Source organism: Variovorax sp. MSC1_012 (assembly GCF_023667525.1).
In the GTDB taxonomy this organism is placed as follows: Bacteria; Pseudomonadota; Gammaproteobacteria; order Burkholderiales; family Burkholderiaceae_C; genus Variovorax; species Variovorax beijingensis_B.
In genome coordinates this window covers 4,940,816-4,958,824 of record NZ_CM174443.1, presented here as the reverse complement: position 1 = coordinate 4,958,824, position 18,009 = coordinate 4,940,816, and the positions used below count along the sequence as shown (strand labels likewise).

Here is an 18,009-nt window from a genome sequence, read left to right as displayed (position 1 = left end):
GCTCAGCCGGTTTTCGTTCCGGTGCTTTCGCCGATCTGGTCGACCGGGGGCGCTTCGATGGGCTCGGTCCCGTCGGCCCCGGCCTGCGCCGACGGCGAGGCGCCCGCGGGCTTGCTCCACTTGTAGCGGATGCGTTGCACCGCGGCCTTGTACACCGCGTCGAGCGGCTTGGCGCCGTCGACGTTCAGGCCCAGGTCCTGCAGCAGGCCGTCGTGCACGCCGAAGGTCCAGCCGTGGATCTTGACCTTCTGGCCGCGGCCCCAGGCATCGACCATGACGGTGCTGACGGCCACGTTGACCACCTGCTCGGCCACGTTGAGTTCGCACAGCGCATCGACGCGCACGTCCTCGGGCAGGGAGTCGAGCATCACGGCGTGGCGGTCGCGCACGTCCTGGATGTGGCGGATCCAGTTGTCGGCCAGGCCGATGCGCTTGCCGCTGAGCGCCGCCTTCACGCCGGCGCAGCCGTAGTGGCCCACCACCATGATGTGCTCCACCTTCAGGTGCTCGACCGCGAACTGGATCGCCGAGAGCGCATTGAGATCGGAATGCACCACGATGTTGGCGACATTGCGGTGCACGAACACCTCGCCCGGCTCCAGGCCGGTGATCTGGTTGGCGGGCACGCGGCTGTCGGAACAGCCGATCCACATGTAACGCGGCGTCTGCTGCTTCACCAGGCTGGTGAAGAAGCCGGGCCGGTCGCGTTCCATCTGTGCGGACCAGGCACGGTTGTGGGCGAACAGGTCATCAAGATTGTCGGACATGGTGGTGATTGTCGATGAGTCGTGGTTCGATCGGGATCTCAGGCCGTTCTGGCCGCTTTCTGCGCCTTGGCCAGGGCCGCGCGGCCCTTTTTTTCGTGCTCGCGCACTTCCGCCAGGTTGGCCTGCAGCTCGGCCAGCTGCGATTCGAGCTGGGCGCGGTGCGTGCCCAGCACGCCAAGGAACTTCTGCAGCTGCGGCACGGTGTCGCGCGGGCTGTCGTACATGTCGAGAATGTCTTTCGCCTCGGTCAGGCTCAGGCCCAGGCGCTTGGCACGCAGCGTGAGCGTGAGCCGCGCCCGGTCGCGCGCGCTGTAGACACGCTGCACGCCGGCGCGCTCCGGCGTGAGCAGCCCCATGTCTTCGTAGAAGCGGATGGCACGCGTCGTGAGGTCGAATTCCTTCGCGAGCTGGCTGATGGTGAAGGTTTGCGCGGACATTGGACTGGAATCTGTCGAAAAGCCGTCTGGAGGGGCGTTGCCGTGGCGACAGCTGGATGGCCCCGCCCTGCCTACAATGATGCCCTCAACCCATGACGTTTACGTAAACGTCAATCTTACATGAACCTCCTCGAACGCGAACTCCACTACCCCCTGGGCGACACCCTGCCCGTCCCCGGCGAAGCACTGGAAATCGCGCCGGGCGTGCGATGGATCCGCATGCGGCTGCCGTTCGCGCTCGACCACATCAATCTCTGGCTGCTGCGCGACAGCCTCGACGGCGTCGAGGGTTGGACGGTGGTCGACTGCTGCATCGCGCACGACGAAGCCCGCGCGCAGTGGGAGCAGGTGTTCGAAACCCAGCTGCAGGGCCTGCCGATCCTGCGCGTGATCGTCACCCACATGCACCCCGACCACATCGGCCTGGCCGAGTGGCTGTGCACGCGCTGGAACGCACCGCTGTGGATCAGCTCGACCGACTACCACGTGGCGCGCGTGCTGAGCACCGCCGGCGACACGCTGGCGGGCGGCGACGCGGCTGCGCGCTTCTTCGCCTCGCACGGCCTCGTCGACCCCGAGGCGGTGGCCAAGATCCGCGCGCGCACCAACTACTACGCCAACATGGTGCCCTCCGTGCCCGACCGCTTCACGCGGATGATGGACGGCGACACCGTGGCCATCAACGGCCACGCCTGGCGCTGCATCAGCGGCTATGGCCATGCGCCCGAGCACATCGCGCTGTACTGCGACGAGCTGAAGCTGCTGCTGGGCGGCGACATGATGCTGCCGCGCATTTCGACCAACGTGAGCGTGCACGCGGGCGAGCCCGAAGCCAATTCGCTGCGGCTCTTCCTGGACAGCATCGACAAGTTCAAGGCGCTGCCGGCCGACACGCTGGGCCTGCCCTCGCACGGCAAGCCGTTCACGGGCATTCACCGCCGCGTCCACCAGCTGCAGGAGCACCACCGCGACCGCCTGGCCGAACTGCTCGAAGCCTGCACCGCGCGACCGCTCACCGCGGCCGAGGGCCTGCCGATCCTGTTCAAGCGCGAACTCGATCTGCACCAGATGACCTTCGCAATGGGCGAGACCGTGGCCCACCTGCACCTGCTGTGGTTCGCGGGCCAGGTCCGGCGCGAGCTGGGCACGGACGGCATCTACCGTTTCGGCGCCGGCAGCGCAGCGGGCCAGGGACTTTAGACTCGGCGGATGGACACGCTTGCTGAGCTGCGCGCGGGCCGGCTGGCAGGCGCCACCAGGCTCGACCTCTCGTGCGGACTCACCGAGTTTCCGCGCGAGATCTTCGACCTGGCCGATTCGCTCGAGACACTGAACCTCTCCGGGAACGCGCTCGAATCGCTGCCCGCCGACCTCGGCCGGCTGCATCGCCTGCGCGTGCTGTTCTGCTCCGACAACCGCTTCACGCAGTTGCCCGAAGCCGTCGGCCAGTGCCAGGCGCTGGAGATGATCGGGTTCAAGGCCAACCGCATCCGCACCGTGCCTGCCGCCGCACTGCAGCTGCCGGCGCTGCGCTGGCTGATCCTCACGGACAACCAGATCGACACCCTGCCCGAGGCGCTGGGCCAGTGCGCCGCCATGCAGAAGCTCATGCTCGCCGGCAATCAACTGCGTGCGCTGCCGGAATCGCTGGCGGCCTGCGGCCGGCTCGAACTGCTGCGCATTTCAGCCAACCGCTTCGAGGCGCTGCCCGCATGGCTGCTTGCGCTGCCGCGCCTGTCGTGGCTCGCGGGGGCAGGCAACCCCTTCGACATGCAGGCCGAGGAAGCAGCCATCGCCGCGCAGTCGGTGCCGCATGTCGACTGGCGCGAGCTGGCGCTGGGACAGAAGCTCGGCGAAGGTGCATCGGGAGTCATCCAACAGGCGGTGCTGGGCCCCGCGGCGCAACCGGTGGCCGTCAAGCTGTTCAAGGGCGCCGTCACCAGCGACGGCTGGCCGCACAGCGAGATGGCCGCCAGCATCGCGGCCGGCGCGCATCCAACGCTGATTGCCGCGCAAAGCCGGATCGACGGACATCCGGATGGCACCCAGGGACTGGTCATGGCCCTGGTGGATCCGTCTTTCCGCACGCTCGCCGGGCCGCCGAGCCTTGCGTCCTGCACGCGCGACGTCTATGCGGACGATGCGCGGTGGACTTCCGGCGTGGCATTGCGCATTGCCCGCGACATCGCGTCCGCCATGCAGCACCTGCATGCGCGCGGCATCCTGCACGGCGATCTCTACGCGCACAACATCCTCTGGAACGCGCAGGGCGGCGGACTGCTCGGCGACTTCGGCGCGGCCTGGATGACCGGCGCGCTCGAGCCGGCGCAGGCCCGGGCACTGCAGCAGCTGGAGATGCGCGCCTTCGGCTGCCTGCTGGAAGAACTGCTCGAGCGCTGCAGCGATGCGCCGCCGCAGGCCATGGTTGCGCTGAAGGACCGCTGCATGCAGGCCGAAGTGTCCGCGCGGCCCTCGTTCGCCGAGGCCTTGGCACTGCTCCAGGGCGAACTCTCGCAATGACAGGCCAGCGCCTGCCCCTGCCCACGCGCGACGGCGTCGGCCCGAGCTGCGTCGGCCTTGCGCAAGGCGCATGGCCCACCATCGCCGAGTTCCTGATCGAACGCTTTCCGGCAATCACGCGCGAAGCCTGGATGGCCCGCATGGAAGCCGGCGACGTGGTCGACGAGCACGGCGTGCCCGTGACCGCGCAGCGCCGCTACCAGGCGCCATTGCGCGTGTACTACTACCGCACGCTCGATGCCGAGGTGCGCATTCCCTTCGACGAGCAGGTGCTGTTCCAGGACGACCAGATCGTGGTCGCGGACAAGCCACCATTCCTGCCCGTGACCCCCACCGGCAAGTACCTGCAGGAAAGCCTGCTGGTGCGGCTCAAGCGCAAGCTGAAGCTCGACGACCTGGTGCCGCTGCACCGCATCGACCGCAGCACCGCGGGGCTGGTGCTCTTTTCAGTGCGCCCCGAAACGCGCGGCGCCTACCAGGCCATGTTCCCCGAGCGCCGCATCGCCAAGCACTACGAGGCCGTGGTGCCGTGGCAGCCCGGCGTGTCTTCGGTGCCCGGCACCTACCGCAGCCGGCTGGTCGACGACGACCACTTCATGCGCGTGAAGGAAGAGGCCGGCGAGCCCAATTCGGAAACGCGCATCGCGCTGCGGAAGACGGCGGGCGGGCACGCCCTGCTGGAGCTTTCGCCGGTCACCGGCCGCAAGCACCAGCTGCGGGTGCACTGCATGGCGCTGGGCATGCCGATCGTCAACGATCCGTTCTACCCTGCGCTGCTGCCGCCCGACAGCGACGACTTCGACAAGCCATTGCAGTTGCTGGCCAAGTCGGTGGCGTTCCAGGACCCGGTGAGCGGCGAACCGCGCAGCTTCACGAGCCCGCGCAGCTTGGCACTGCCGCCAAGGTGACGCCCTGCGGGCACGCCGCGCACTAAGCTCGTTTCCTGAAAACTTTCATTCAGGAGACTCCTGCACCATGGACACCACCCAACTCTTCTCGCTGAAGGGCCGCAGCGCCTTGATCACCGGCGGCTCGCGCGGCATCGGCCGCATGATTGCCGAGGGCTTCCTGGCCCAGGGCGCGCGCGTGTACATCTCGGCCCGCAAGGCCGCGGCCTGCGACCAGACCGCCAAGGAGCTTTCGGCCTTCGGCCATTGCGTGTCGCTGCCGGCCGACGTGTCCACGCTGGAAGGCGCGCAGGCGCTGGTCGCCGCCTATGCGAAGCATGAGGACGCGCTCGACATCCTGGTCAACAACGCCGGCGCGGCCTGGGGCGCGCCGTACGACGAGTTTCCCGAGAGCGGCTGGGACAAGGTGGTGGACCTGAACCTCAAGACGCCTTTCTTCCTGACCCAGGCGCTGACGCCGATGCTCAAGAAGGCGGCGACCGATCATCTCGCGAAGGTGATCAACATTGCTTCGATCGACGGCATCTCGGTGAATCCGCAGGAGACGTACTCTTACGCGGCGAGCAAGGCCGGCCTGATCCAGCTCACGCGGCGCATGGCGCTGCGGCTCGCGCAGGAGCGGATCGTGGTGAGCGCGATTGCGCCCGGGGCTTTTGCCTCGGACATGAACAAGCTGGCGCGCGACCATGGCGACGAGGTGAAGGAGCGGATTCCCGCGGGGCGCATCGGGGTGCCGGAGGACATGGCAGGGGCGGCCATTTATCTCGCCTCCCGGGCGGGGGACTATGTGATGGGGTCTACGTTGGTGGTGGATGGGGGGGTTACGCACGCGCGGTGAGTTTTTTTGTTTTTGGTTTTTTGAGGGTGGGGGCCGGGTCTCGCCCCGGCCCCGAAAAACAAAAGAGACAACACCCTCAAGACCACCGAGGCACAGCCTCATCCTTGAGCTGCTGCCGTAGCAAGTCATAGTCCGGCACCACGCTCTCCACCGTATCCCAGAACCGCTGCGAGTGGTCCATCACCCGCAGGTGCGCCAGCTCGTGCGCCACCACATAGTCGATCACCGGCAGGCGAAAGTGGATCAGGCGCCAGTTCAGCCGGATCGACCCATCCGCGCTCGCGCTTCCCCAACGAGTCGCGGCATTCGACAACGACAGCTTCTGCCACCGCACTCCGAGCCGGGGCGCGAAGTGGTCGAGCCGCTCGATGAACAGTCGGCGCGCCTGCCGCATGAGCCAGGCCTGGGCGGCATCGCGTATCTGCGAAGCCTCGGCGTTCTGCGCCACGGCCAGCCGCAGGGTGCGTAGCCCGGTGCCGTCATCGCTCGCATCGAGCGTGCCGCCCACGCTTGCAAAGCCGTGCTTCGGATCGAGACGGATCACGACCGTCTCGCCCATGAAGGGAAACTCGGCCCCGTCTTTCCAGTCGATGCGCGTGGCCTCGACGCGTGCGTGGCGCTGCTGCGTCTCCAGCAACTTGCGCAGGATCCAGTCGGCCTTTTCCTGGATGGCGGCATCGACGTCGCGCAGCGTGACCCAGCGCGGCGCGCGCACCGACAAGCCTTCGGCGCCGACCACGAACCCGATGGTCTTGCGCTTGCCGCGCCTGAACTCGTAGGCCACGCGCGCCGAGCCCAGCACCGTTTCGCGCGTGGCCTGGGGATGCGCGAAGCTTGCAAGCGCAAGCGTGTCGCGCAGCGGGACGGCGGGCAGCGCGGGACCGGCGTCCTCGGCCCTGCCTTGCTGCGCATCGGCCACCGGGGGTGCGGGCACGGCCGGCGGCGCCGCCTTTTTCCGGACCTTCTTGCCGCGCAGCTCGCTCGGCTTGGCCGGTGCAAACTCATTGCCCAACCCTTCGAACAGGTCCATCGTGAACTGAAGCAGTCCCCGCATCTCGGGCTCTTTCTTGTTTTCTACTTCAACGCCTCTTGCGGCGCCTGCGGCAGCGGCAGGCTGTCGCGGTACGCCTCGGGATCGAGCCGGCGCATCTCGGATTCGATCCAGGCTTCGACTTCGCGCATCAGCTCGTCGGGCTTGCGGCCCACGCTGGGAATGGCTGGACCGATCGACACGTCGACCACGCCGGGGCGCTTGATGAAGGCCTTGCGCGGCCAGACCTTGGCCGAGGTGACGGCCACCGGGATCACCGGCACGCCGGTCTCGCATGCGAGCCGCGTGCCGCCGCTCTTGTAGGTGCCCTTCTGGCCGCGCGGAATACGGGTGCCTTCGGGAAACATGATGATCCAGATGCCCTGCGCAAGCAGCTTGCGGCCCTGGTTCACCACCTTGTTGAAGGCCTGCGCGCGCTGGCTGCGGTCGATGTGGATCATGTCGAGCCGGGCCATCGCCCAGCCGAAGAAGGGCACGTAGATCAGTTCCTTCTTGAACACGAAGGCCAGCGGATGCGGCATCAGCGTGGGCATCAGGAAGGTCTCGAAGGTCGACTGGTGCTTCACCAGCAGGACCGCGCCGGCCAGCTTGTCGGCGGGCAGGTTTTCCATGCCGGTCACGCGGGTCTGGATGCCGAGCAGCACCCGTGCGCCGCCGATGGCCCAGCTGAGCCACTGCACCGCCATCCAGTAGAGCGGTATGCCGCGCTTCCAGAGCGAACTGACGCACATGATGATGCCCCAGGGCACCACGGTGACGAGCATCCAGAGTGCATGGAGAACGGAACGGATAAACGCCATCAGACAGCCACCTGCAGTGCAGCCTGCGCTTCGCGCGCAAGCAAAAAGTCGACAAAGGCGGCGAGGTTCTCGTGAACCAGGGTGTTCGCCGGATATTCGGGGGGCAGCGGATCGACACCGCGGCAGGCCGCGCCCATGCCGGTGAGCAGCAGGTGCGGCTCGCAGCCGGCGGCCGCGCCGGCCTGCAGGTCGCGCAGGCTGTCGCCCGCGGTGGGCACGTCCTTCAGGTCGATGCCGTAGCGGTCGCCGATCTGGCGGAACAGCCCCGGCGCGGGCTTGCGGCATTCGCAGCCCTCGTCGGGGCTGTGCGGGCAATAGAAGACTGCATCGACCCGCCCGCCCACGGCCGCGAGCATCTTGTGCATCTTGGCGTGCATGGCATTGAGCGAGGCCATGTCGAACAGCCCGCGGCCCAGGCCCGACTGGTTGGACGCGACCACCACATGCCAGCCCGCATGGTTGAGCCGGGCCACGGCCTCGAGCGCACCGGGCAGCGGCGTCCACTCGATGTCGCTCTTGACGAAGTCTTCGCGGTGCACGTTGATCGTGCCGTTGCGGTCGAGGATGACGAGTTTCATGGCAGTGCCGCCCATCGTGAGGTCGCCGGGGGGATCAGGCGGCCAGCCGCTCGAGCTGCGCCACGCGGTTCATCGCGGCGTGCAGCGACATCAGGAGGCCGAGCCGGTTCAGGCGCAGGTCGGCCTGCTCGGCGTTGACCATCACGCCGTCAAAGAACGCATCGACCGGCTCGCGCAGCGCGGCCAGGGTCTGCAGCGAAGCGGTGTAGTCGCCGGCATCGAACTGAGCATTGGCGGCAGGCACGACCTCGGCCATGGCGGCATGCAGCGCCTTCTCGGCGGGCTCCTGCAGCAGCAGCTCGCTCACGTGCGCGTCGGCTTCGGGCGCCTTCTTGAGGATGTTGCCGATGCGCTTGTTGGCGGCGGCCAGCGCGGCGGCGGCAGGCAGCGCGGCAAAGGCGCGCACCGCCGCCAGCAGCTTGGGCACTTCGCCCAGGCGCTGCGGCCGCGGCGCCAGCACGGCGTCGACTTCCTGCGCGCTGGCGCCCTGCTCGCGCAGGCTGCCGGCCAGGCGGTCGAGGATGAAGTCCTGCAGCTCGGCCGTAGCCTTGCCGGTGTCGAAGCCCTCGATGTCCTTGAACTGCGCGGCGGCGTCCTGCAGCAGCGCGTCGAGTTTCAGCGGCAGGTCTTTCTCGATCAGCATGCGGATCACGCCGAGCGCATGGCGGCGCAGCGCGAAGGGATCGCGGTCGCCGGTGGGCAGGTTGCCGATGCCGAACATGCCGACCAGCGTCTCGAGCTTGTCGGCCAGCGCGGCCACGAGGCCCACGCTGTTGCGCGGCAGTTCGTCGCCGGCAAAGCGCGGCTTGTAGTGGTCTTCGATCGCGTCGGCCACTTCGGCCGAGAGGCCGTCGTGCAGCGCGTAGTAGCGGCCCATGGTGCCCTGCAGCTCCGGGAACTCGCCGACCATGTCGGTCACGAGGTCGGCCTTGGCGAGCTGCGCGGCCTGCACGGCATGCGCGACGAGCGCGGCACCGCCGAGCTTTTCGGCGATGCCGCGCGCAATGCGCATCACGCGTTCGACGCGTTCGCCCTGGGTGCCGAGCCTGTTGTGATAGACCACCTTGCCCAGCGATTCGACGCGCGAGGCCAGCGACTTCTTGCGGTCCTGGTCGAAGAAGAACTTGGCGTCGGCCAGGCGCGGGCGCACCACGCGCTCGTTGCCGCCGACCACCGCGCTCGCGTCCTCGGGGCTGATGTTGCTGACCACCAGGAACTTGTTGGTGAGCCTGTTCGAGGCGTCGAGCAGCGGGAAGTACTTCTGGTTGGCCTTCATCGTGAGGATGAGGCACTCCTGCGGCACTTCGAGGAATTCGCGCTCGAAGCTGCAGACCAGCACGTTGGGCCGCTCGACCAGTGCGGTCACTTCGTCGAGCAGCGCATCGTCGTGAATGGGCACGGCGGCGCCGCCGACCCGCACGGCCGCGGCCGCGAGCTGGCGCGCGATCTCGGTGCGGCGCGCTTCGAAGCTCGCGATGACCGCGCCCTCGTCCTGCATCTGCAGCGCATAGCTGTTGGCGTCGCGCAGCACCACGGGGTCAACGGCCGCCTCGAAGCGGTGGCCGTGGGTTTCGCGGCCGGCCTTCAGGCCGAGCGCCTCGACCGGCACCACAGCGTCGCCATGCAGCGCCACCAGGCCATGCGCGGGGCGCACGAAGCTCACGCTGCTCCAGCCGGGCAGCTCGCAGCCGCTTTCGAGCTGGTAGCTCATCACCTTGGGAATCGGCAGCTTGGCGATGGCTTCGGCCAGCGCCTTCTGCAGGCCTTCGGCCAGCGTTGCGCCCTTGGCGGTGCTTTCGTAGAACAGCGCTTCGGCCTTGCCGTCCATCGCGCGCTTCAGGCCGGGCACGGCCGAGGCGTCGGCCCCCAGCGCGGCCAGGCGCTTGAGCAACGCGGGCGTGGGCTGGCCCGAGGCGTCGAGCCCCACGGCCACGGGCATGAGCTTTTGCGAGACGGCCTTGTCGGCGGCGCGCTCGGCCACATGCGTGAGGTGCGCAGCGAGGCGACGCGGCGACGCGTAGGCCGTGAGCACCGAGGCGGGCTCGGCGAGCCCCTGGGCCACGAGCTGGTCGCGCAGCACGCCGGCGAAGGCGTCGCCGAGTTTCTTCAGGGCCTTGGGCGGCAGCTCTTCGACGAAGAGTTCGACCAACAGGTTCTTTTGCACGCTCGTCATCGCTCAGGCCGCCTTCTTCGTGATTTGTGCAACCCACTCGCGAGGCGCCATCGGAAAACCGAGCCGCTCGCGGCTCTCGTAGTAGCTCTGCGCCACGCTGCGCGCGAGGTTGCGGATGCGGCCGATGTAGGCCGCGCGCTCGGTCACGCTGATGGCGCCGCGCGCATCGAGCAGGTTGAAGCTGTGCGCGGCCTTGAGCACCTGCTCGTAGGCCGGCAGCGCGAGCTGCTCGGTCATGAGGTGCCTGGCCTGCTTCTCGTGCGCCGCGAAGGCGGTGAACAGGAACTCGGCGTCGCTGTGCTCGAAGTTGTAGGTCGACTGCTCGACCTCGTTCTGCTTGTAGACGTCGCCGTAGCTCAGGCCCTCGGTCCAGGTCAGGTTGTAGACGTTGTCCACGCCCTGCAGGTACATGGCCAGCCGCTCCAGGCCGTAGGTGATCTCGCCGGTGATGGGCTTGCAGTCGATGCCGCCGACCTGCTGGAAATAGGTGAACTGCGTCACTTCCATGCCGTTGAGCCAGACTTCCCAGCCCAGGCCCCAGGCGCCGAGCGTGGGATTCTCCCAGTCGTCTTCGACGAAGCGGATGTCGTTCTTCTTGAGGTCGAAGCCCAGCGCTTCGAGGCTGCCGAGGTAGAGCTCCAGGATGTTGCTGGGCGCCGGCTTGAGCACCACCTGGTACTGGTAGTAGTGCTGCAGGCGGTTGGGGTTCTCGCCGTACCGGCCGTCCTTGGGGCGGCGGCTGGGCTGCACGTAGGCCGCCTTCCAGGGCTCGGGGCCGAGCGCGCGCAGGAAGGTGGCGGTGTGCGAGGTGCCCGCGCCCACTTCCATGTCGTAGGGTTGCAGCAGCGCACAGCCCTTGTCGGCCCAGTACGACTGCAGTTTGAGAATGATTTGCTGGAAGGTCAACATGAAGCAGGCCGGCGTGACCGGGCGTTGGACGGTAGCGCGATGAAGCACCGCGAAAGCAGACGATTTTACGGGCGGAGGGCCGCTCTCCCACAGCAAGCCGGGATGCCGGCCGCCTGCGAGGACCGGCCGCCCGTGCGACAACCGCGGGGCGGGGGCGCGCACCGCGCTTTTCCCGGGCTTCCCGCCCCTCGCGCCCGAACTTTCGCAGCCCGCCGGGCTCTTTCCCTCCTTTTTCCGGTTTCCATCGACATGCAGCCGTCTCCCCTCGGTCCGAGCTCTCCCCTGTTCATCGTTCTCAACGCCGGCTCAGGCAGTGCGGACGCCGGCGAAACCCGCGAAATCATCGAGGCGGGCTGCGCCGCGGCCGGCCGGAGGCTGCGCATCTTCCTGGTCGACAAACGCACGACGGTGCAGGCGCTGGCACGCGAAGCGGTGGAGCGCGCCCGCGCCGTGGACGGGGTGGTGGTGGCCGCGGGTGGCGACGGCACCATCAACACGGTGGCGCGGGCCACGCTCGGCAGCGGGCTGGCCTTCGGCGTGCTGCCGCAGGGCACCTTCAACTATTTCAGCCGCGCCCACGGCATTCCGCGCGACACGGCGCAGGCGCTGCAGGTGCTTTTGGCCGAGCAGCCGCGGCCGGTGCAGGTGGGGCTGGTCAACGACCGCATCTTCCTGGTGAATGCCAGCATGGGCCTGTATGCCGAGCTGCTGGAGGAACGCGAGAGCTACAAGGTGCGCTACGGCCGCAGCCGCTGGGTCGCGTTCTTCGCCGGCCTGCTCACCGTGATGCGCGGCCACCGGCACTGGAACCTGCGCATCGCCTCGCATGGGGTGGAGCGCGACATCCGCACGACGACGCTTTTCGTCGGCAACAACCCGCTGCAGCTGCTGCAGGTGGGCATCGAGCATGCCGATGCGCCCGAGAACGGCCAGCTGGCCGCCGTCGCCTTGAAGCCAATGGGCGTGCTTGCCATGCCGGGCCTGCTGTTGCGCGGCGCGCTCGGCCGGCTGGGGAGCGCCGACGAGGTGCTGAGCTTCCCGTTCGAGTCGATGACGGTGAAGGCCGGCCGCCTGCATCCGCCGCGCCGCGTGAAGGTGGCCACCGACGGCGAGATCGCCTGGGCCGAGATGCCGCTGCTGTTCCGGGTCTCGCCCGAGCCGCTGTGGCTGGTGCGGCCCGACGTCGCGCCCGAGCTGGAGGCCGCGAAGCAATGAGCTGCCTGCTGCAGATCTCCGACACGCATTTCGGCACCGAGCAGCCCGAGGTGATGGCCGCGCTCGAGCGGCTCGCGCAGGCCCTGTCGCCGCAGGTGGTGGTGCTCTCGGGCGACATCACGCAGCGCGCCACGCGCAAGCAGTTCGCGGCGGCGCGCGCCTTCGTCGACAGGTTGGCCGCACCGGCCGTGGTGGCCATTCCGGGCAACCACGACATTCCGCTGTTCCAGCTGGGCGCGCGCCTGTTCTCGCCCTATGCGCGCTACGCCAGCGCCTTCGGCACCAACCTGGAGCCGGTGTTCGAATCCGCCGACTGGCTGGTGGTGGCGGTCAACACCACGCGCTGGTGGCGGCATGCGGACGGCGAGGTCTCGCCCGCGCAGATCGAGCGGGTGGCGGCCCGGCTGGCGGGCGCCTTGCCTTCGCAATTGCGCGTGGTGGTCACGCACCAGCCGGTGATGGTGACGCGGCAGGAAGACATGTCGAACCGGCTGCACGGGCGCGAAGCCGCCGTCGCGCGCTGGTGCGCGGCCGGCGCCGACCTGATCCTGGGCGGCCACATCCACCTGCCATTCGTGCGCTCGCTGCACGGCGCGTACGCCGGCTGCCCGCGCACCGCATGGGCGGTACAGGCCGGCACGGCGGTGTCGTCGCGCGTGCGCGCGGGCCATCCCAATTCGGTGAACGTGCTGCGCCTGGGCGCGCCGGAAGACGGCCGCGTGTGCCAGGCCGAGCGCTGGGACCATTCGGCCGCCGACAAGGCCTTCGTGTGCGCCAAGGTTTTGCGGCTTCCGCTTGCCAGCGCCGCGGTGGCCGCTTAGGGTGCGCCGCATGCCGATGGAAGCCCCTGCCCTCGTTCTTCTCGCCCGCCAGCTCGGCGAACATTCGCTCGCCTGGTTTGCAGGCGCTCTTGCCGTCTCGGTGCTCGGCGCCGGCGTGGCCTGCCAGGCGCTGCAGCGGTGGCGCATCAGGAGATCGTCGGCCGAAGAGCCCGACGAACCGCGGCTGGCCGCCGGGCTGGCCATCGGCTTCCTCTCGATCCTCGGGGCGGCCAGCCTGGTGGCGTACCTTGCATCGAAGCTCGGCGACGGGCGCCTGCTGGGCCTGGCCGACCAGGCGCTGGCCGATGCGGTTGGGGACCACCTGCCGTGGGCGGCGCTCGTGGCTTTCAGCTGGCTCACACACCTGGGCGATGCCGAACTGCTGGCGCCGGTGTGCCTTGCGGTGGCCCTGCTGCTGTGGCGCCGCGCGCACCATGGGCTGGCGCTGGGCTGGGTCATGGCGCTCGGAGGCATCGTGCTGCTGAACCCGGCGCTCAAGCGCATCTTCGCGCGCGCGCGGCCGCTGCACGACCACGGGCTGGCGCTGGAGACGAGCTTCAGCTTCCCGAGCGGCCACAGCGCAGGCGCGATCGTGAGCTACGGCATGCTGTTGTATCTGGCGCTGCGCCTGTTGCCGGCGCGCTGGCATGTGCCGGCAGCCATGGCGGCCGCGGCGGCCATCGTCACCATCGCGTGCAGCCGCGTGTTTTTGCAGGTGCATTTCGCCAGCGACGTGGCGGCCGGCCTGCTGACCGGCCTGGCCTGGCTGCTCGTGTGCGTGGGCAGCCTCGAATACGCGCGGCACCGAAAGCGCCGGCGCATCCGCCCCTGAGCGACATCGATCGAGGCGGTCTTCGCCAGGAACACCGCGGAACCGGCTTCGCCGGGCCGCCGGTGTTGCCCCCTCGAGGGGGAAGCGGCTACACGAAGTGAGCCGCTTCGGGGGTGGGTCAATACTCCCAGAAGATGCGCTGGAGTTCCTTGGTGTCGGAGGTCTTGGTCAAGGCCACCATCGCCAGGATGCGTGCCTTCTGCGGACGCAGGTCGTGTGCCACCACCCAGTCGTACTTGTCGTCGGGCTGCTCGGCGTTGCGGATCACGAAGCCGTCGGCCACGCGCGAGCTGCGGATCACGATCACGCCGTCGGTGCGCGCCTTCTGCAGGTTGGGCACGATGCGGTTGGCCACCGAGCCGTTGCCCGTGCCGCCATGGATGATCGCCTTCACGCCGCTCTTGGCGAAAGCGTCGATGGCAATGGACGAAACGCCCTCGTAGCCCATCGCGATCTCGACCGGCGGCAGCGCATTGATTGCGTCGATGTCGAACTCCGAACTCATGGTGTGGCGCTTCACCGGTGCACGGAACCAGTAGTTCTTGCCCTCGACCACCATGCCGAGCGGGCCCCACTGGCTCGAGAAGGCGCTGGTCTTGATGTTGACGTTCTTGCTCACGTCGCGGCCGCTGTCGATGTTGTCGTTCATCGTCACCAGCACGCCCTTGCCCGCCGCGTCCTTGCTGCCGGCCACGCTGACTGCGTCGTACAGGTTGAGCGCGCCGTCGGCCGACAGGGCTGTGCCCGGGCGCATCGAGCCGACCACGACGATCGGCTTGCTGGTGCGCACGGTGAGCGTGAGGAAGAAAGCGGTTTCTTCCAGCGTGTCGGTGCCGTGGGTGATGACGATGCCGTCCACGTCGGGCTGCTTCGACAGCGCGGAGACGCGCTTGGCGAGCGTCAGCAGGTTGTCGTTGGTGAGGCTTTCGGAAGCGACCTGGAACACCTGCTCGCCGCGCACGTTGGCGATCTTGGAAAGCTCGGGCAGGCCGGCGATCAGCTTCTCGACGCCGACCTTGGCGGCCGCGTAGGTGGCGCTGTTGACGGCCGAGGCGCCGGCGCCCGCAATGGTGCCGCCGGTGGCCAGGATCACCACATTGGGCAGCGCCTGCTGGGCTTGCGCCAGGGCGCTGGCCGCGAGCAGCGCGGCGCCGGCCGCGAAGGCACGGAAACGGGGGGAAAGGTACATGAAGGGAACTCCTTGTCTTGGATGAATTTCTGGAAGCGGCGAGAAGATACATGAACCGTGCCCGCATGCCCTGCGCTTCCATGCCGGCATGGCATGCGGCCATGCGCCAAGGATTACCATCGCCGGGCGCACCGCCGCACATCCGCCATGCCATGAACGCCGATCCCGCCGCCCTGTCCCCGAGTCCCGCCCAGGAAATGCCCGCCCCTGACGGCCCGCTGTCGCGCGCGCGGCCGGGGCGCGAGCGCATCATGGCGGCGATCCGCACCGCGGCCGTGGCCGAGTTCAGCCTGCATGGCCTGAAGGGCACGTCCACCCAGGCCATAGCCGCGCGCGCCGGCCTCACCAAGCCCCAGCTGCACTACTACATCGCCGGCAAGGAAGAGCTCTATGAAGAGCTGCTGATGCAGGTGTTGCATGCCTGGAAAGTGGTGTTCTCGTTCGAGGACGCCAGCGATCCGGCCACCGTGCTGGGCGACTACATCCGCAAGAAGCTCGACCACGCCTTCGACAACCCCGAGATCTCGCGCATCTTCACGCGCGAAGTGCTCGACGGCGGCCGCAACCTCGACCGCTACTGGCCCAATGCGCGGGCCTGGACGCAGAAGAAGGTCGACATCATCAACGGCTGGATCGCGCGCGGGCAGATGCGCCCGCTCGATGCCCGCCTGCTCTTGATGCACATCTGGGCCATGACCCAGAGCTACGCCGACTACGCGATCCAGACGCGCGTGATGCTCGGCCTGCCGCCCGACGCGCCGATCGACCGCGAGCCGATCGCGCGCGAGCTCGTGGCCTTCGTGCTGGGCGGCTGCGGCATCAAGACTTAAGTTCTCGTCCGTCGGCAGCCGGCCTTCGCCGGGGGCCGGCTGCGCCGCTTTCGTGACTTTCGACACTGGTTGCCGCAGTGTCGCGTCTGTACCTTCGCACCCTTCGCCAACCGGGATGTCCTGGCTGGTGCATCCGTACACAGGAGGAAGAGGATCATGAAGATGCGAATGTTCTTGGCCGCGGCAGCGGTCGCGGTGGCACTGGCGGCATGCGGTGGTGGGGGTGGCGGCGGTGGTGGAGGCATACCACCGGGCTGGGTGCCTCCGCCCCCGGGACAGACCCCGCCGCCGCCGCCCGAGCCACCGCCGCCGGAACCCGCGCCGACGCCGACGCCGACGCCGACGCCGATCAGCGCTCATTACAAGTTCCTGACCTTCCAGCAGGACAGGGACCCCGCCACCGAACCGGCCGAGAAGCGCTACGACGACTACATCGCGCTGCTCAACCGCGAAGGCGCCGCAGGCTATCGCTATGTCGACGGCCTGGGGGGCGGCAACATCGTCTCGCTGCAGGACCAGTTCATGATGGTCAAGGACACCGAGACCACCTACACCTACGAATACAAGCGCTTCGAGGTCGACATCATGTCAAGCGACGGCCTGCCGCGCCTGCTGCAGCAGATGAAGGAGCAGGGTGCCAAGGGCATGGTGTTCGTCAAGCTGCTCGGCATGATCGACATCAACTCGAACAACAACGGCGAGTTCGGCGTCCTCTACCGCAAGGACGCAGGTTCCTCGGCCACCTTCGACTTCGCGGCAGCCGACATTCCGCCGACCTCGGGCGATTTCGCGAACCTCGCGAATGCGCTGGGCGCCCAAGGCTTCAGGCCGTGGGTCACGCCTGTGTTGCGCGGGCTGACGCAGCAATTCTTCGTCAAGGACCAGAGCAGCGCCGCGCGCTACGAGCTCAAGGCCGTGCTGAGCCCGCTGAGCGTGGTCGACGGGGACCAGGACGACGTCAAGGCGCAGATCCGCGAACAGGGCGCGGCGGGCTATCGCCTGCTGAAGGCGCGCTTCATGGAAGACTCGAAGCAGTTCATCTTCTATGTGAAGGACACGACGCAATCGAGCCGTTTCGAGTACGAATTCCTCGACAACCTCGACACCGTGTTCGGCCTCCAGGAAGCCAATGCGACGCAGGCCAACGGCCAGACTGCGCTGGGCCTGCGCTACTTCGGCCTGCCCGATACGCCCGTATTCTTCCGCTCGCTGGGCTGCGCCGGGCCGTTGTGCCTGACGCCCGACGGCAAGGAAATCGAAGACGGCAGCAGCTGACCGCGTCCGGGCGCGGCACTGTGGCGATCAGACGAGGCCCACCCGGCCCGTCGCCAGGTCGTAGATCCCGCCGACGACCTTGACCGCGCCGCTGGAAGCCATGCCCCCTAGGATGGGCGCCGACGTGGCCAGGCGCGCCACGCTCTGGCGCACGTTCTGTTCGGTGGCCGCCTCCAGCAGCGACGCGGGCCTGCGGCGCGACGCGGCTTCCACGGCCGGCCGGATCGACGCGACCAGCCCGGGCAGGTGCCCGGGCAGCACGGCGTTTTCCTGCAGCACCTTGATGGTGGCCGAGATGGCGCCGCAGTTGCTGTGGCCGAGCACCATGATGAGCGGCACGTCGAGGAACTTGGCCGCGTATTCCATGCTGGCAATGGCATCGTCGTTGACGAAGTTGCCGGCCAGCCGCACCACGAAGAGATCGCCCGGCCCCTGGTCGAAGGCGAGTTCCGGCGCTACGCGCGAATCGGCACAGGCAAGAATCGCCGCGAACGGTTTCTGCCCCGAGGTGCGCGCCACGCGGCCTACGCTGAAGTCGCGCTGCGTCTGCCGGCCCTGCGCATAGCGCAGATTGCCCTGCACTAGCCGCTGGAGCGCGGCATCGCCGCCGATGCGGTTGTCGGGCAGTGGCGTATCGGCCGCGAACGCATTGGCGCCGGCCGCCAGGGCAGCGAAAGCGGCCGCGCCGCTCAGCAGCCGGCGGCGCGAGCTTGCCGGCAGCGCGGCGGAAGGTAGGCAATCACACATGGGGAACTCCATTCTTGGTGGTTGTCGAGTTCGCCGGGGTTTCCCGGCAGGAAATGCCGGGCTTTCGCACTGGCGCACGAATTGTTACGCTCTGTATCGAAAACAACAAAGTCCAAACA

The 18,009-nt window shown here is 68.3% G+C and carries 18 protein-coding genes; 9 read left to right on the top strand and 9 right to left on the bottom strand.

Annotated elements, in window-relative coordinates; all coding sequences use genetic code 11:
* Positions 1-2: 2 nt before the first annotated feature.
* Positions 3-767, bottom strand: a complete 765-nt coding sequence (gene can / locus L1081_RS23345; RefSeq protein WP_489414273.1) for a carbonate dehydratase — start codon at positions 765-767, stop codon at positions 3-5.
* 38 nt (positions 768-805) lie between these two features.
* Complete coding sequence (locus L1081_RS23340; protein ID WP_489414272.1) at positions 806-1,204, bottom strand: MerR family transcriptional regulator; 399 nt, start codon at positions 1,202-1,204, stop codon at positions 806-808.
* Positions 1,205-1,324: 120 nt separating this feature from the next.
* Here L1081_RS23340 and L1081_RS23335 point away from each other — a divergent pair, with 120 nt between their 5' ends.
* The 4 genes from L1081_RS23335 (at position 1,325) to L1081_RS23320 (ending at position 5,470) form a co-directional block, all read left to right on the top strand.
* Positions 1,325-2,404 (top strand): MBL fold metallo-hydrolase, encoded by a 1,080-nt coding sequence (locus L1081_RS23335; RefSeq protein WP_489414271.1) that lies wholly within the window; start codon positions 1,325-1,327, stop codon positions 2,402-2,404.
* A gap of 9 nt (positions 2,405-2,413) precedes the next feature.
* A complete protein-coding gene (locus L1081_RS23330) occupies positions 2,414-3,724 on the top strand; it encodes a leucine-rich repeat domain-containing protein (RefSeq protein ID WP_489414270.1) in 1,311 nt (436 codons plus the stop codon).
* The gene (locus tag L1081_RS23325) at positions 3,721-4,632 is read left to right on the top strand and encodes a pseudouridine synthase (RefSeq protein WP_489414269.1); all 912 of its coding nucleotides are present in this window, start codon (positions 3,721-3,723) and stop codon (positions 4,630-4,632) included. Before L1081_RS23330 ends, L1081_RS23325 begins: the two co-directional genes overlap by 4 nt.
* A gap of 67 nt (positions 4,633-4,699) precedes the next feature.
* Positions 4,700-5,470 carry an SDR family oxidoreductase gene (locus tag L1081_RS23320; protein WP_489414268.1) on the top strand — a complete coding sequence of 257 codons (771 nt, stop codon included), beginning with the start codon at positions 4,700-4,702 and terminating at the stop codon, positions 5,468-5,470.
* Between the two features lie 76 nt (positions 5,471-5,546).
* On the opposite strand, the gene L1081_RS23315 is transcribed toward L1081_RS23320, so the two are convergent.
* The 5 genes from L1081_RS23315 to glyQ are packed head-to-tail and all read right to left on the bottom strand — an operon-like array spanning position 5,547 to position 10,981.
* The gene (locus L1081_RS23315; RefSeq protein ID WP_489416830.1) at positions 5,547-6,500 is read right to left on the bottom strand and encodes a YgjP-like metallopeptidase domain-containing protein; all 954 of its coding nucleotides are present in this window, start codon (positions 6,498-6,500) and stop codon (positions 5,547-5,549) included.
* 44 nt (positions 6,501-6,544) lie between these two features.
* A complete protein-coding gene (locus tag L1081_RS23310) occupies positions 6,545-7,321 on the bottom strand; it encodes a lysophospholipid acyltransferase family protein (RefSeq protein WP_319439638.1) in 777 nt (258 codons plus the stop codon).
* A complete protein-coding gene (gene gmhB, locus L1081_RS23305; RefSeq protein WP_319427842.1) occupies positions 7,321-7,914 on the bottom strand; it encodes a D-glycero-beta-D-manno-heptose 1,7-bisphosphate 7-phosphatase in 594 nt (197 codons plus the stop codon). The genes L1081_RS23310 and gmhB overlap by 1 nt, the downstream gene beginning before the upstream one ends.
* Positions 7,915-7,933: 19 nt before the next feature.
* Positions 7,934-10,072, bottom strand: coding sequence for a glycine--tRNA ligase subunit beta (glyS, locus tag L1081_RS23300; RefSeq protein WP_489414267.1), 2,139 nt, complete (start codon positions 10,070-10,072; stop codon positions 7,934-7,936).
* A 3-nt stretch (positions 10,073-10,075) separates the two neighbouring features.
* Positions 10,076-10,981 (bottom strand): glycine--tRNA ligase subunit alpha, encoded by a 906-nt coding sequence (glyQ, locus tag L1081_RS23295; RefSeq protein WP_021012613.1) that lies wholly within the window; start codon positions 10,979-10,981, stop codon positions 10,076-10,078.
* Between the two features lie 249 nt (positions 10,982-11,230).
* On the opposite strand from glyQ, the gene L1081_RS23290 reads away from it, so the two are divergent.
* From L1081_RS23290 to L1081_RS23280, 3 genes are read left to right on the top strand one after another with little or no spacing between them, the layout of a single operon-like run.
* A complete protein-coding gene (locus tag L1081_RS23290) occupies positions 11,231-12,196 on the top strand; it encodes a diacylglycerol kinase family protein (RefSeq protein WP_489414266.1) in 966 nt (321 codons plus the stop codon).
* Complete coding sequence (locus L1081_RS23285) at positions 12,193-13,017, top strand: metallophosphoesterase (RefSeq protein WP_489414265.1); 825 nt, start codon at positions 12,193-12,195, stop codon at positions 13,015-13,017. The genes L1081_RS23290 and L1081_RS23285 overlap by 4 nt, the downstream gene beginning before the upstream one ends.
* Before the next feature lie 16 nt (positions 13,018-13,033).
* Positions 13,034-13,849 (top strand): phosphatase PAP2 family protein, encoded by an 816-nt coding sequence (locus L1081_RS23280; protein ID WP_489414264.1) that lies wholly within the window; start codon positions 13,034-13,036, stop codon positions 13,847-13,849.
* 118 nt (positions 13,850-13,967) lie between these two features.
* On the opposite strand, the gene L1081_RS23275 is transcribed toward L1081_RS23280, so the two are convergent.
* A complete protein-coding gene (locus tag L1081_RS23275; protein ID WP_489414263.1) occupies positions 13,968-15,038 on the bottom strand; it encodes a type II asparaginase in 1,071 nt (356 codons plus the stop codon).
* Positions 15,039-15,190: 152 nt separating this feature from the next.
* Between L1081_RS23275 and L1081_RS23270 the strand changes: the two genes are divergently transcribed.
* Together L1081_RS23270 and L1081_RS23265 are read left to right on the top strand one after the other, a co-directional pair.
* Positions 15,191-15,868: a TetR family transcriptional regulator C-terminal domain-containing protein gene (locus L1081_RS23270; protein WP_489416829.1), complete on the top strand. Its 678-nt coding sequence runs from the start codon at positions 15,191-15,193 to the stop codon at positions 15,866-15,868.
* A 156-nt stretch (positions 15,869-16,024) separates the two neighbouring features.
* Positions 16,025-17,143: a hypothetical protein gene (locus L1081_RS23265; RefSeq protein WP_489414262.1), complete on the top strand. Its 1,119-nt coding sequence runs from the start codon at positions 16,025-16,027 to the stop codon at positions 17,141-17,143.
* 27 nt (positions 17,144-17,170) lie between these two features.
* On the opposite strand, the gene L1081_RS23260 is transcribed toward L1081_RS23265, so the two are convergent.
* A complete protein-coding gene (locus tag L1081_RS23260) occupies positions 17,171-17,890 on the bottom strand; it encodes a carbonic anhydrase (protein WP_489414261.1) in 720 nt (239 codons plus the stop codon).
* Positions 17,891-18,009: the final 119 nt, after the last annotated feature.